At 64.4% G+C, this 13,639-nt stretch carries 9 protein-coding genes; 1 reads left to right on the plus strand and 8 read right to left on the minus strand.

The window, feature by feature from the left end; genetic code table 11:
- Positions 1-45: 45 nt before the first annotated feature.
- From GQ674_RS09865 to GQ674_RS09885, 5 genes are all read right to left on the minus strand, one after another.
- Positions 46-1,737 carry a DUF2235 domain-containing protein gene (locus GQ674_RS09865; RefSeq protein ID WP_236546251.1) on the minus strand — a complete coding sequence of 564 codons (1,692 nt, stop codon included), beginning with the start codon at positions 1,735-1,737 and terminating at the stop codon, positions 46-48.
- A 199-nt stretch (positions 1,738-1,936) separates the two neighbouring features.
- Entirely contained in the window at positions 1,937-2,410 is a 474-nt protein-coding gene (locus GQ674_RS09870) for a DUF3304 domain-containing protein (RefSeq protein ID WP_159496927.1), read from the minus strand.
- Positions 2,411-2,541: 131 nt separating this feature from the next.
- Complete coding sequence (locus tag GQ674_RS09875; protein WP_328803878.1) at positions 2,542-3,027, minus strand: DUF3304 domain-containing protein; 486 nt, start codon at positions 3,025-3,027, stop codon at positions 2,542-2,544.
- Positions 3,028-3,123: 96 nt separating this feature from the next.
- Entirely contained in the window at positions 3,124-4,017 is an 894-nt protein-coding gene (locus GQ674_RS09880) for a DUF4123 domain-containing protein (protein WP_159496929.1), read from the minus strand.
- Positions 4,014-6,809, minus strand: coding sequence for a type VI secretion system Vgr family protein (locus GQ674_RS09885; protein ID WP_159496930.1), 2,796 nt, complete (start codon positions 6,807-6,809; stop codon positions 4,014-4,016). The genes GQ674_RS09880 and GQ674_RS09885 overlap by 4 nt, the downstream gene beginning before the upstream one ends.
- A gap of 233 nt (positions 6,810-7,042) precedes the next feature.
- On the opposite strand from GQ674_RS09885, the gene tssA reads away from it, so the two are divergent.
- Positions 7,043-8,107: a type VI secretion system protein TssA gene (gene tssA, locus GQ674_RS09890; protein WP_159496931.1), complete on the plus strand. Its 1,065-nt coding sequence runs from the start codon at positions 7,043-7,045 to the stop codon at positions 8,105-8,107.
- 20 nt (positions 8,108-8,127) lie between these two features.
- Here the strand turns inward: tssA and GQ674_RS09895 are convergent, their stop codons facing one another.
- From GQ674_RS09895 to tssM, 3 genes are read right to left on the minus strand one after another with little or no spacing between them, the layout of a single operon-like run.
- Entirely contained in the window at positions 8,128-8,904 is a 777-nt protein-coding gene (locus tag GQ674_RS09895) for an OmpA family protein (protein ID WP_159496932.1), read from the minus strand.
- Between the two features lie 2 nt (positions 8,905-8,906).
- Entirely contained in the window at positions 8,907-9,890 is a 984-nt protein-coding gene (gene tagF, locus GQ674_RS09900) for a type VI secretion system-associated protein TagF (protein WP_038688038.1), read from the minus strand.
- The gene (gene tssM / locus GQ674_RS09905) at positions 9,887-13,633 is read right to left on the minus strand and encodes a type VI secretion system membrane subunit TssM (protein ID WP_236546252.1); all 3,747 of its coding nucleotides are present in this window, start codon (positions 13,631-13,633) and stop codon (positions 9,887-9,889) included. The genes tagF and tssM overlap by 4 nt, the downstream gene beginning before the upstream one ends.
- Between the last annotated feature and the right edge of the window lie 6 nt (positions 13,634-13,639).

Consider the following 13,639-nt stretch of genomic DNA (forward strand, 5'->3'; position numbering starts at 1 on the left):
GTTGGCCAAAGGACATGCCGCTTCGCGCGGACCGTCCACTCACGCTTAGCCCCCCATCGCCATGCCCACCTGCTGGAATGCACCGCCAATGGATGGGACATTGCCGGGCGGCAACGTAGAGAGGCCACGGCACTCCTGTGAATCGATGCCGGCGACACTGAACACTTCGCGATAGCGTAAGTAGCCGTGCGTATTCAGCGCTGGGATATTGAGTTCCGTGTACCTGAGCATGTAGAAGCCGGCGAGGGAGTCATGGACGTAGTTGTCGAACAGAACGACGCTACATTCTGGTACCGGCGCATGCTCCAACACCATGTCCAACAACGCCCTGGTTTCGTCGGGAAGGGTCGCATACTTGTATCCCGCCGGCGACGCGCGAGGAGACGGCTCGAACACTGGCCGTCCGGTCCTACGCCCCTCCTCCATACGCTTATGCACTTCCTCCATTTGCTTGCGGTACAACGCCATTTCCTTCTTGCCCTGCGCAAGGGTTGCCATCAGCTTGCCAAAGTCACGCTGCGCATTACTCAGATCCACACGATCTTCTTCATCGGACTGCCTGTAGAAGGGCTGCTCCAGCATGCTCTCCGGCCCAGGCCAAAGGCGCTTCCCCTTCCACGCAACATACTGGTTGGCGTGATTGCGGATCTGCTGAGCATGCGCACCCGCTGCGACCCCGTGCCCACCCAGCCACGCGTTGTAATCGCGAATCAACTGCGGATGGCAGCCGAAGTAATGGTCTAAAAGAGGCTTCCGACTAATTTCCTCTCGCGTCCGAAGAAGGACGCCAGCCTTGATTGCCTCATGGTGCATGTCAATCAGGGTGATCTGGGACAGCTTGGCGGTCCCGTCAGCCTTCCCATTGACGAAGTCCTTGCCTTGACTCCCCGGCGAGTACCCTCCCCCTACGTCCGAATGCATGCCGGGATACAGCATCTCACGTCCGCCCGTGGCCAGATCCACCGGGAAATTAATGCGTTGCTCATGCAAGGCAGCGAAATGGACACACTGACGTGCCTCGGGATGGATGCTCATCATCTCACCCGCTGCCCAGTCCCATTTACCTTTCGACACACGGCTCATGGCTGCGATGCCGACCGAGGCGACAGTATCGAAAATGCCCATGAAGTTCAGGTACAGGGGTATCCCTGCTACGTTGTAGCCGCAGCCGCTGCCCCACATCTCGGAAATTTCATACAGCCGGTGTACGAATGCCCGCGCTTGGGCGGCGCCACGAGAGAAACCGAAAACTGAAACGTTAACTGACTTCACGCGACGCTGGTGTCCCTTGACAACACTCTCAAGGCGGTTGGCCACCGCACTCAAGATGGATCTGCGTGCCACCCCTTCAAGGATGCGGGCCTCACTCATTGCCGCGACGAGCGGTTTCAGCTCATCGGGAGGCAGCAGATCCGTGGCATTCAGGTACTGATGAACAGCATTGAAGATCTGCAGAATGGCCCAGTGAATTCGGTCCGCCCCGTACTTCGCCGCACCTCCGCCAAGGGTGTCGCCATCTTGGTTGGTATCCCCAACGTCTGAAAAAGGGGTGCCGACACCTGGGACGTAGAAATTGAAAAAGCCATTGTCGCGGTCCTGCAGAGCGACATCGTAGAGACGGGCAACATTGCTGTGTCCGTTGCGGGCCAGTTGTGTCTGAGTACTCCGTCTCTTGCCGGTGACAAACGTACCAGCCCACTCACGGTTGTTGCCTGTTCCATCAAAGTAGATGTTCACGTGCAACTGACCTTGGCACTCCGATCCAGTCTCACGAAGGCACGCCAATGCACGCGCTCGGCGCTGGGCTTCCGAGCCGGTCAGGGTTCGCCGGCCCTCCTGAGGCATGGGATACGCACCGGTGGCTGTACTTGCAGTCATGACACCCTCTCCTGCTATCAACGTCAACTCAACCCAGACAATCAGTGTCGCGCCTCAATCAGCCACCCGGCGCCGGACGCAGATGCTCCCACACCGGATCCTCTCCTTCCCGCAGACCCGCTTCGGGCCCCGTCAAGGGATATTTCGGATGCCCTAGGACCATGGACGTGACAAATACTCTGACCTGCCCATTGCGGAGAAAGTGCACCGCAAGATTGCCTATTCTCTCGTAACGGGGCACTGGAACGGTCGCCTGATGGTAGGTGGACAGGTCATTGGTCCACCGCACCTGCACGTCCATGCCCGGCTTCCATTGGTCCGGCATCAAGGCGCAGCAGACAGTGCCGCCTTCGGCGTGACTCCAGGCAGATCCACCGTTGCCACCATCAATGGTGAACTGCGGTATGTCACTGTCGGTATGGTTGTATCCGAGAATGCCAACTTCAGTAGTGGCCTCACGTGCACGACACGCTGCCAACAGCGGCACCACCAAAACGAGCACGCCCAGCAGCCAGATTGTCCTACCACGCATGATGTTCTTCCCTTGATCTTAGTGGAGTGATTGCCATTGCCCGCGCTGGCCTGCACGCACTTCGCTGAGCCGCAGCGCCCGAAAGCAAGCGACACCCATCTAACGGCATAGGTTGTGCACCGGTTGGTCCGCTAGGGCTCATCACTCCTCCTTTCAGGTTCTCCATTGAAGTCGAAACTTCCCGGATCCTTCAGACTGGCTTCGGGCCCCTTCAATGGGTAGTCCGGATGACCGAGACCCAGTGATGTTACGAAAACCCTTACATCTCCATTTCGCAAGAAGTGGACCGCCATCTGCCCGGCGCGGTCATCGTATTGCGGAACGCTCACAGACTTCCGCCTGAAGCTCTTCAGGTCCGCCGTCCACTCAACTTCGACCGTCAACCCAGAATGCCATTTCTTTGGAATCGACACACAACAGGCAGTGCCCCCGCGTTGGTGTGCATGAATAAAGCTCCCGCCCCCCGCTCCACTTACAAGAAACTGAGCGATGGTGGTGCCTGTATGGTTGTATCCCACAGCGCCTATCGAATCCGTTGCATCAGCTGCCCGAGAGGCGGACAGCAAAAGGCCAAACAGAACGAGCAAGCCCAGCATCCAGATTGTCCTACCACGCATGACACTCTTCCCTTGATCTCATTGGCGTGATTGCCAGTGCGCGCGCTGGCCCGCACGTACTGCAGGCCAGTTTACCGGCGACACCATCAGCTTCGATCATTGGGCTGCCTCCGCTGGGTCGGCACACGCAGTTGACCCCGTGGTGAGGGTCTCCCACAACGGCGCACCGGTCGACCATACATCGTCCGGCAGGTCCGCAACCCAGTCGGCAAACTCTACAGCATGGTCGTCGCCGCCGCGGGAAAGGCGCGCCTCCACGGCGGGGTGCGCCCTACACCCGCCGGAGGTGTAGAGCGCCAGCAGCAGGTACTGCACGTGGTCATCGACCTGGTCAACGCCATGCGCTACCGTCTCTTTCATATGGTGCACCACGAACGGGTGCAGAGCCCGATAAGGTAAACGGCGCATTTCATCAGGAATGACGCGCCGTAACTGCGCGATCGCGACATCCGGCTCACATGCATCCAGAAGCGCCGCATACTGCGCATCACTCAGCTGCAACGGTGTCAGCGCAGGGAGTTCCTTAGCTTCCAGTTCGGGCAATAGCCACGACTGCGAATCCCCGAAGCGATCATAGTACTCAAGCCGCTCGACGCCGGACAGAAATGCGAAGCGCTGTGCCGGGGTCAGGACCCGCAAGAGCTCAGGGAGAACACGGGTATCGTACCAGCGCAGCAGCATCTCGCGCCCGCCTTTTTCCGGCACCTTGATCAGGTGGAAAGCGTGGAAGTGGCGTGCCAGGAGCTCAGGCTCCAGCGCGGACCACCACACGCTCACTGCTGGCCTTGCGGCGGCCAGTTGGGCAATCTCGGCTTCCAGCCGAGGGTTGGGATCCGATTCCGGGTACTCCACCAGTAGTGGTGCTATATCGGTGAGACTGGACTCTGCATGGCCATCGAACAAGGATCGGTAGCGCACGTCCCAGCGCGTAAGCCGCTCATGAAAGTGCGGCCGCTGTGAGCTGTCGATGATGGCGTAGCGCCGGGTCATACCAAGACCCCAGGCGTCCCCAGCCGCATTGCATCCAGGATGCAGCTTTTGCAACTACTGCGCGGAAACTGCGGCAAGGCAATTCCGTGCTGCGCCGGTCCGGTGAACGACTTCTTTCCCGCGTGCACGACAATGTTGCCCGGCGCGGTGAACGTAATGTTGCCTCCCTCGATGGTTACGCTGGCACCGCCCGCCGTGGCAATGTGCAGGGTCTTGCCCGCACCGAGTTCAAGCGCCGCCTGGGCACTGGCCACTTTCAGCGCCTGCTGTGACTGAACTCGCACTTCATCGCGCTGCGCCGCCACCTCGATCGCTCCCTCGCCCGCCACCACGCTGAAGGCGACCGTCTGGGCATTCCGGCCTTGCACGGCAGTACTCAGCATGCCCAGGCGCTGCGCGGTGTGCAGCCGCAGCCCTCCCATCACGACCGTCTCGCTGGCCCGGCCACTAGCAAGGGTCAGTGTTTCTCCCACCGACCATGCCAGAGACTGGCCAGCTACATGGACCACGCCCGCGGGCGCAGCGAGTCCCAGCAAGGGATCGCCCAAGTGCGCTACCTTGGCGGAGCCTGCACTTCCGTCGCGCAGCGCAGCCTGACCTGAGGCGTCACCGTACGCTCCACCGTCCACCGTTGCGCGCGCACTGGCCAGCATCGCCGCTAGCGGCGCCTTGTCCTCGATCAGCCGCGACCGGTTCGAATGCTGTACGCCGTCCTGCGCCGACAGGATGCTGGTCTGGTGGGTCGCAGCGGCCGTAGCAAAGGACTGGCCAAGCGCGTGCAACTGGCCCAGCAGCGCCACCGGTTGCGCTGCATCACCTGCGCTTCCGCTTGGGTACCGCGCATAGCCGCTCAGCCACAGTCCTGAGCGCGCGCGCAGCGCGCCCCAGGCATCACTGCGCAGCTCGAAACCTTCGCCGCGCAGGCTGCCACGGAAGTTTTCGACCTGGTGGATCAGGTGGCCGAGGTTGAGGCTGGTCATCGACTGGGTCGTGAGCAACTGTGCCCGCAACTGCGCGTTGCTGTCATCAAAGAGTAGCGCGTTGTAGCCGCTGCCGCCCCACTCCTTGGAGCGCACGCCCCACAGAGCGCCCGGATGACGGTGAGCGCCCTCGCCTCCGGCCGCAGCGTGCCATGCCGGAGCGTGGCCGCCCGAGAGGTTGGCCTGCGCGCTGGCGCGCCCATCACCCGCCTGGGCATAGATCGAGGTATCGCTGCTGGCTGCTTGCCCGGCGGGCGTAGGCGCTACACCGGCCTCGCCGCGGCCGTTGTACAACGCACCTAGCACCAGTGGCCGGTCGATGTCGCCCTCCAAGAAGCCAACCAGTACTTCTTGGCCGATCCGCGGCAGAAACTGGCTGCCCACGCCCGGTCCGGCATAGCGCTGGGCCACCCGCAGCCACGCGCTGTCGCGCGCATCGCCGCCCTGCTCCGACTGGAAATGGAACTTCACCCGGATGCGTCCGGCGATGTCAGCGTGCACCTCCTGGCTGCCAGAGGTTCGGGTGGTCGCCTGTGCCCCCACCACAATCGCGGTCTGGTAGCCCGGCGCCAGCGGGCGCGGGTTCAACCGTGCCCCAGTCTCATCGAGTAGCACCGGACGCCAGGGCGCGGTGCGCTTGATCGCCGAGAAGGCGTTGGCGTAGCCCACCGACTCGGCCTGGGCCTTCAGCACCGGATCCACCGGGTGCGGTGGCGACGCGCCCAGTGCGTGGTCCAGCGATGCGCGCACGTCCACGGGAAGGTTGTTGATGCCCACATGCGTGACGGCGGTCAGCAGCAGTTCGGACGGCGCTGAGGCCGGCATCTGGCCGATACGCACCCACTGCCCGCTGCGCAACGACCGAACGCTGCCCCGCCCCCGCCACGCCTGGTTGCGCGCTTCCAGCGCTTCGGCCTGCAGACGGGCGAGGTGGTCGCCATCGCGGCCATCGGCAAACGCGTAGGCCCCCAGCGGATCATAGGATTCCCGCGAGGACTGGTCTCCGCCGCCATTGACCGGCACCTGCGCGCCCTGCGCGGCACTACGCTTGTAGTCAACGCTGACCAATGTAAGCAGGTTGCTGCCCAGCCGCCGCGACCGCCCAAGCGCCTGCACTGTGTCTTCGCCCTCAGTGGCCTCGCTGCGATGGAAGCGCACGCCGGCACCGGCGGAGGTTGCGTCCTCCGGCTGCGCGCCGCTGTCGGAAAAAATCACCATGCAATGTCCAGCCGGCGCTTCGGAATCGTCTTCGACGCGCCATCCCAGCCCCTCTTCGGCCAGTATCCGCTGCACGAACGCTGCATCGCTCTCGCGGTACTGCACGCAGTAGCTGCGCTTGCGGTCACTGCCGAGGAAACCGGCGACCTCGTCGCTCCAGCGCCAACGCGCGATTCCCGCATAACCTTCGAACACCGCCGCCACGATCTCCTGCACGTTGCGTTCCTGAAACACCCGGCTATGTCGGCCATGTTCCAGACACCACGTCCAGGGGCGCAGGCTGATGCGGTAACGTGCGACGCCACCGTCGCTGCCCAGCAGGGCCGCATCGCTGACCAGCCCGGCCCGTTCGATATCCGCGCCGCTGGCGGCGCGCGTAGACAACGTCGCGCGCTGGCCCAGCCATGCCTCCAGGTCAAGGGCGGCGTCGAGCGAGAGGAAATCAATCACGTAATTGAAATGCGTCGAAAGCGATTCCTCGCCGCTCCAGCGTTCGACGACCAGGTCGCCCGCGCCCGGCAGGGCCAGACGATGTAACCGCTGCGCGCCTGAAAGCGCCGCCAGTTGCGCAGATATAGTGCTCAATGCATCCATTGCATCTCCGTCGATTGCCGCCCCGATTCACCAGGACTTCCGTGCCCACGCCAGAAACGTTAACAAATCGACGGTGGCCCCGGTACCGGGGAATTCCTACACACAAGCGCGCTTAACATCACAATTTCACACAGTCGTGATCTTTCCGGTCGCAGCCAACTGTCACTGCCGTGATCCCCGCAGCCCACCATCACCACGCTAGAATCACCGCAGTTCCCATCTCGAGATTTGCCATGCTGGATCAGGATGCCCTGCTGGCCCCGATTGCCGACCATTCGCCCACCGGCGAAGACCTGTCCTTCTCGCCGGAGTTCGACCGGATCCAGGAGAGCCGGCGTGCCGATGACCCCACCCTGGACCAGGGCGAGTGGCAGACCGACATCAAATATGCCGACTGGAGCAGCGTCGCCCGCGAATGCGCCGACCTGCTGCAGACCCGCACCAAGGACCTGCGCCTGGCCGGCTGGCTGACCGAAGCGGCGACCCAGGTGGAGGGCTTCCGCGGCCTTACCACCGGCTACCGCGTGGTCGCCGGGCTGTGCGACCAGTACTGGGACGATGTGCATCCTGTGGCCGTCGATGATGACCAGGAAGAGCGCATCGGCAACCTCAGTTGGCTGCTCAGCAATTCGCTGCAGTGGCTGCGCAACGTGCCGATCGTGTCCGCGCCGCAGGGCCGCTTCAGCCTGTCCGATTTCGAAGTGGCGCATTCGCGGGCCAGCAATGGCGGCGACTACCACGACGATCGCCCTGGCCTGGAACAGCTGGAAGCGGCCCGCCGCGATACCCAGCATGAGTTCTATCGCCAGCTGGTCGAGGTTCTGCCGGAATGCGCCGACGCGCTGGCCGCATTGCAGGCCGCGGTCGACAACCGCCTGGGCCTGGATGGCCCCAGCTTCAGCGCGGTGCGCGAGCAGATCGAACACCTGCAGCGCACGGTGATGCGCTTCGCGCGCGACGCGGGCGTGCTGCTGGACGGCGACATGGCCGAAGAAATCGCCGCCGATGACAGCTTCGCGGTAGAGGTCAGCAGCACCGATAACGCGGCGGCCCCTGCGCCCCGTGGCCCGGCGGGCGCGCCCACCAGCCGCAAGGAAGCGCTGCAGCAACTACGCCAGGTGGCCGAGTTCTTCCGCCGCACCGAACCGCACAGCCCGGTGGCCTACCTCGCCGAAAAGGCCGCGCGTTGGGGCGAGATGCCGCTGCATGTGTGGCTCAAGCGGGTCATCAAGGATTCCAGCGTGCTCGACCAGATGGAAGAGATGCTGGACATCAACCAGAACCTCGACGGGCAGTAAGCCCGTCGAGCGTCACCGGTTTACTGGATCTTGAACTCGATACGGCGGTTGCGTGCGCGACCGTCGTTGGTGGTGTTGTCGGCCACCGGCTCGTCCGGGCCCTTGCCCAGCACGTCCAGGTGGTTGCCGGCGATCCCCTTCTGCACCATGTAAGCCTTCACCGCCTGGGCGCGCGCATGACTGAGCGCCAGGTTGCTTTCGCGCTGGCCAACGTTGTCGGTATGGCCGATGATGACGAAGCTGGTGTCGCCCATCAGGGCCATCTTGGCCACCATTTCGTCCAGGATGCTCATGCCCAGCGGGGTCAGCTTGGCGCTGCCGCTCTGGAACTCGATGATGCGGTTGGCCAGGGTCTGGTCGAGCAGCTTCTGCTGCGAACCCACCTTCAGCGCGTTGGTGACCGTGTACGAGGTATTGCTGGCCAGGCTGAGGTCGCTGGCCACCTGCTGGCGCAGCGCTTCGTTGCCCACTTCGCCGGTCACGCGCACGGCCTGGCCGTTCACTTCCAGCTTGCCGGGGGATACCCGCTTCAGCCCCGGGGTGATCATGCCGGCCACGTACTCGCCCCAGTTCGGGGGCGTGGCGATCGATTCCACCTGGATGCGGTCGACCACGCGATCAGCGCCGTAGACCTCCCGCAGGTTCTTCAGCAACCGCGCCTTGGTCGCCTGGTCGGGCACCACGCCTTCGATCACGACCGGCCGCTCGGTGGCGGCCGCTGCCGGGGCCTGCGCGAAGGCAGTGCCGGTGACTGACAACGCGGCCAGGGCAACAATGAGAGTAGAGCGGAGGCGCATGGTCAGGTTCCCAGGAAAGTCTCGCCGAACAGGCTGCGCGCCGTGCTCAATGCCAGATCGTCACGATCGAGGTAGCTGGCAAGGCGGTTGAGGTTGTAGTCGCTGTGCAGGTATTCCTCGACCCACTGGGCCTCCTGCAGGCGGATCAGGAAGTCGCCGGCTTCGGCCGGGTCGAGCACCGCGCGCAGCGCATGGCGGTCGGCACCGTTGAAGCCCACCAGCATCGACGGCGCCGCATCATTACGGATCAGCACCGCCAGTTCGAAGTCGCCGCGGGCCACGAAGCAGGCCACGATATCCAGCCAGAACGCGGCCACCAAGGGCCGGTACAGCGGATCGCGGACCAGCGGGAACACCAGGGCGCGGTCGACGTTCACATCGCCGCCGCCCAGCACCGGCTGAAGCAGCAGCCCCAGCGCCAGCAGCGCGTTCTTCAGCGAGATGTCCGGATGACCGGCGTCGCGGAGCAGGCGCTCCATCGAGCCGATGGTCTGCCCTTCCAGGAAATCACGGAAGGTGGCGTTGTAGGCGCTGGGATCGGTGCTGATGCTGAAGCGCGCATCGGCCAGTTCGTTCAGTGCATTGCCTGCGTCTTCATCGTTGAACGCCTGCCGCGCCATCCGCGACAGACCCGACCAGGCGTTGGACATCGCCAGCGGGCTGCGACCGATGAACGGCAGCGGTTCGGTGGCTTCCAGGCGCACCGCCGACAACAGCGGGAACCGCCGCTGCGAGGCATCGCGACTGGGCAGGAAATGCCCGCACAGCACCAGCTTGCTGCGCGACCCCAGGAACGCATAGTGGATTTCCGGGGAGTCGTCGTAGACGCGCTTCCAGTCCGGATTCTGGCTCAGCAGTTCCACGCTCTCGCCCGCCCATCGGTCCAGCCAACCGAGCAGCTGGTGGTTGTCGGCGGCACGGACGAAATCGCCGCGCGAGGGCACCTTGCCGAAGTAGGACACGCCCGCACTGACCACACGACTCATCGCGAACCTCCGCTCTGCTGGGTAGCGGCCGGCGCTGCCGCGGGCGCAGGTGCCGCGGCAGGTGCCGTGCCAGCCGCCGCCGGTGCGGCGGTGGCCGGCGCTGCACCACCGGCCACGCGGGCCGGCAACTGCGCGCCGCGCTGCCAATCGCCGCCGCCGGAGGACTCGCCCGCGCGGCGAACCACGCGCATCTCCACCGTGACCTCCACGTTGTCGGCCTTCCAGGTCACGCGGCTGCTGCCGCCTTCCAGGCGCTCGAACGAGCCTTCCCGCATGAGGCGGGTGAAGCCGTTGCTGCCCGGCGCGTTGAATACCTCCACGGTGCGGCCATCGGATGCCACGGCCGTGATCTTCACGCCCGGCACCTGGCCCACGTTCGGGTACTGCATGGTGGTCCACTGCGGCGGGGTGTTGCGGTAGCGCAGGGTCTGACCATCGATTTCGATCGTGTACTCCAGCGCGCCGGTCGCCGGCGCCGGCAGGATCTCGAAGATGGTGGTGTCCTGCGCGGCCGCACCAGCCGCACTGCCACTGACCCAGTTGCCGTAGTTGGCGACCAGATCGGCCGACAGGTTGATGCCCATCCCCGCCCAGCGCCGCGCTTCCAGCAGGTTGCCCCGCTGCAGTACCAGCGTGCCCAGCTGGTCCTTGTTGAACGCAGCGATGCTGCCGCTGGCGCCGAAGATCGCAGCGATGTCGCTCGGGGCGGCGTCCACGTCGGAGTTAAGGTTGAACGGGAACTGCTTGCCGATGCGCTCGGAGAACGGCGTGTACACCTGCGCCGTCCAGCTCTTGTTGACCTCTTCCTCGGTCGGCTCCACCAGCGCCATGAAGGTCTGGGTAAGCGGGCGCAGCAGCAGCGGACGCAGCGCTTCGCGCTGGCCGGCATCCAGCCCGGTCAACACCTGCTCGTCCACCAGCGCCACCGCCGTGCTCAGCTCGGAGCCTTCATTGCTGAAGGTGTCCTGCATCAGCTTGCGGGTGCCCACGCCCAGGTCGCCCTGCCCCTTGATCGCGTTCAAACGTGCCCGCAGCTTGGCCAGGGTCTCGAAGTACGCATCGATCACCGCCGGCTGGTCGCCCCGCTTGGTGGTCAGCTTGGCGATGCCTTCGAAGGCCTTGCCAATCGGTCCCACCGGCTGCTGCTGGGCCACCGCTTCGGGGTCCTTGCGCAGGATGGTCTTCTGGAACCAGGCCACGAACCCGCCCTTGGCCTTCTTCGAGCGCGCCTCGGCGGCCGGGTTGTCCCAGATGGTCTGCTCGTTGATTTTCTCCAGCAGCGTGCGCAGCGGCGAGTTGTTGGCATCGCCAAGGGCGTTCATGCGCGCGGCGGCTTCATCGAAGCTGTCGAACTGGGCAACGCTCAGGCCCTGCAGGAACTTGGTCCACTCGGCGGCGTACTCCTGCTTGTACAGGGTCACCAGCTCACGCGCGATGTGCTCGGGGCTGCCGGCCAGCGACAGATCGCTCTGCTCGGTGGTGTCCAGCACCCAGTCGGTGGTGCTCAGCTGGGTACTGGCCGCCTCCTTCACCGCATCCTTGACGTAGTCTTCCCAAGCCTTGCGCGAGAACGCCCCGGAAATGGCGTAGCTGCCGGTGATCAGGCTGCCGTTGCGCTCGTTGCCGATCAACGCATCCACCGTGACGGTCGGGAAGCGTGCCGCGGCGCGTGCCTTGATCTGCGCGAACACGCGCTGCATGGCCGGCTGGCCCTTCATCACGCGGGTCAGTGCCTGGCGGCTGTCGCTGACCAGGGTGACCTTGTTCTGTACCTGCGGCCACGCCGGGTCGGCGGACTGGGCCACGTAGAAGTTCATCAGCTTCTCGGCCGCGCGCACCATTTCCTCACGCGTCATCTGGCCGCGGTTTGCGTCCAGCCAGTTGCGCCAGAACAGGGTGAGCTGCTGCGACAGGTGCGCGCCCTCCACCTGCTTGCGGTTGCCCAGCATCAGGTAGGTCTTGAGCGCGTTATAGGCGTCATTGGTGTTGGTGGGCGAGGCATTCTGGTACAGCACGTCGCTTTCGGCGGCCACCGGGCCAGCCTGCCCCAGCTTCTCGCGCTCGTTCACCACCTGGCCCAGATAGGCTTCCAGGCTGGCCACGGTCGGATCCAGCATCACCTGCTGCATGCCGTGGTAGTACTCCTTCATCAGCTTGGCGCGGATGTTGTCGCCCTGGTACAGGCCCAGGCTGGTGGTGATGCCACCCTCCTTCTTGTACCGGTCCAGCTGCTCCATGCGGTCCTGCAGCAGCAGAAGCGCATCGATGCGCGACTTGAGGTCGACGCGATCCTTCTGCACGCGGACGGCCTGCTCCAGGTCCTTGGTCGCGTTGTTCACCAGCTGCACGTTGGTGGTGTAGGACCAGGTCCACAGGCCCAGCGCCAGTGCCAGCACGCCTACCGCGCCCAGGAACACGCCGTAGCGCAGGCGGTTCTGGTGCGGGCTGGAGTACTGCCGGACCAGCTCGCGGTCGGAGAAGATCACCTTGCGGAACAGGTCCTTCAGGAAGAACGCGGTCTGCCCGGTCGGCGCTTCATCGCTGTTGTGGCCACGCGAGGACAGCGAGAACTGGCGACCGACGCGATCGGACGCATGGTGCACCGAATGGCCTTCCTGCAGCGCACTGCTGAAGTAGAAGCCGCGGAACACCGGCTTGAACTGGAACGGGTTGTCTTCAAACAGCGTTGCGATGAAGGTACGCAGCGCCGGCTTGATGCCCACGAACTCCAGCGGCAGGGTCAGCAGGCCCGGCGACACCTCGCGCCCGCGTTGCATGGCCATGTGCGACAGGCTCATTTCCTTGATGCCTTCGGCCAGCTGGTCGAAGTGCGTGTCAAACGCGGTCAGCGCATCGCCCTGCGCATGGACGTCGAAGGGAAGTGTCGCGCCCCAGACATTTTCGCGCTCGGCCGGATCGAGGCTGCGGAAGAACTCGCTGAACCCGGCGATCAGATCGGCCTTGGTGAACAGCACGTACACCGGCGCGAACACTTCCAGCCGCTCGGTGATTTCCTGCACGCGCTGGCGCAGGTTCTTGGCCAGCTCGATGGCGAACTCGGGCTTGCTGCCGGACAGCTCGGCGATGCTCACCGCGATGATCACGCCATTGATGGGCGCGCGCGGCCGGTTCTTCTTGAGCAGGCCCAGGAAGGTGAGCCACTCCATGCGGTCTTCCACGCTGACCGAATACCGGCCGGCGGTATCCAGCACGATACCGGTAGTGGTGAAGTACCAGTCGCAGTTGCGGGTGCCGCCAATGCCCTGGATGACATTGCTGCGATTGTCCTCGAACGGGAACTGCAGCCCGGAGTTCAGGATCGCGGTGCTCTTGCCGGCCGCCGGGTTGCCGATGATCACGTACCACGGCAGCTCATACAGCGCCGCCTTGCCCTTGAGCACGCCCAGGCGCGAGGACTTGATCTGCTTGACCGCGTCCATCATCCGCGTGCGCAGCGCCTCGGTGTCGGCACGCTGGGCCGACGGCGCGGCCGCGACGGCCTGGTCCGCCTGCGTCTGCACCATCGCTTCCACGCGCTTGGCCGCACGCCGGGCCAGGATGCGCTTGATCACCCATACCACCAGCGCCAGCAACAGCAGCGCCGCCAGTGCGATGGCCACCCAGATACCGATCTGGCGGGCTTCGGCCGCGCCGAAATACGCCAACGAACCGGCACCGATCAAGCCAATCACCATCCACAGGCGGTAATCGCCGAGGAAGTACCTGAAATTACTCAACATCATCTAGGC

The sequence above is a fragment of the Stenotrophomonas sp. 364 genome (assembly GCF_009832905.1).
GTDB lineage: Bacteria > Pseudomonadota > Gammaproteobacteria > Xanthomonadales > Xanthomonadaceae > Stenotrophomonas > Stenotrophomonas maltophilia_AP.

What these genes read in the sequence shown, in the direction of transcription:
- GQ674_RS09870 (WP_159496927.1), bottom strand. Translation starts at nt 2,410, where the DNA reads ATGCGTGGTAGGACAATCTGGCTGCTGGGCGTGCTCGTTTTGGTGGTG.
- GQ674_RS09875 (WP_328803878.1), bottom strand. Translation starts at nt 3,027, where the DNA reads ATGCGTGGTAGGACAATCTGGATGCTGGGCTTGCTCGTTCTGTTTGGC.
- GQ674_RS09880 (WP_159496929.1), bottom strand. Translation starts at nt 4,017, where the DNA reads ATGACCCGGCGCTACGCCATCATCGACAGCTCACAGCGGCCGCACTTT.
- GQ674_RS09885 (WP_159496930.1), bottom strand. Translation starts at nt 6,809, where the DNA reads ATGGATGCATTGAGCACTATATCTGCGCAACTGGCGGCGCTTTCAGGC.
- tssA (WP_159496931.1), top strand. Translation starts at nt 7,043, where the DNA reads ATGCTGGATCAGGATGCCCTGCTGGCCCCGATTGCCGACCATTCGCCC.
- GQ674_RS09895 (WP_159496932.1), bottom strand. Translation starts at nt 8,904, where the DNA reads ATGCGCCTCCGCTCTACTCTCATTGTTGCCCTGGCCGCGTTGTCAGTC.
- tagF (WP_038688038.1), bottom strand. Translation starts at nt 9,890, where the DNA reads ATGAGTCGTGTGGTCAGTGCGGGCGTGTCCTACTTCGGCAAGGTGCCC.
- tssM (WP_236546252.1), bottom strand. Translation starts at nt 13,633, where the DNA reads ATGATGTTGAGTAATTTCAGGTACTTCCTCGGCGATTACCGCCTGTGG.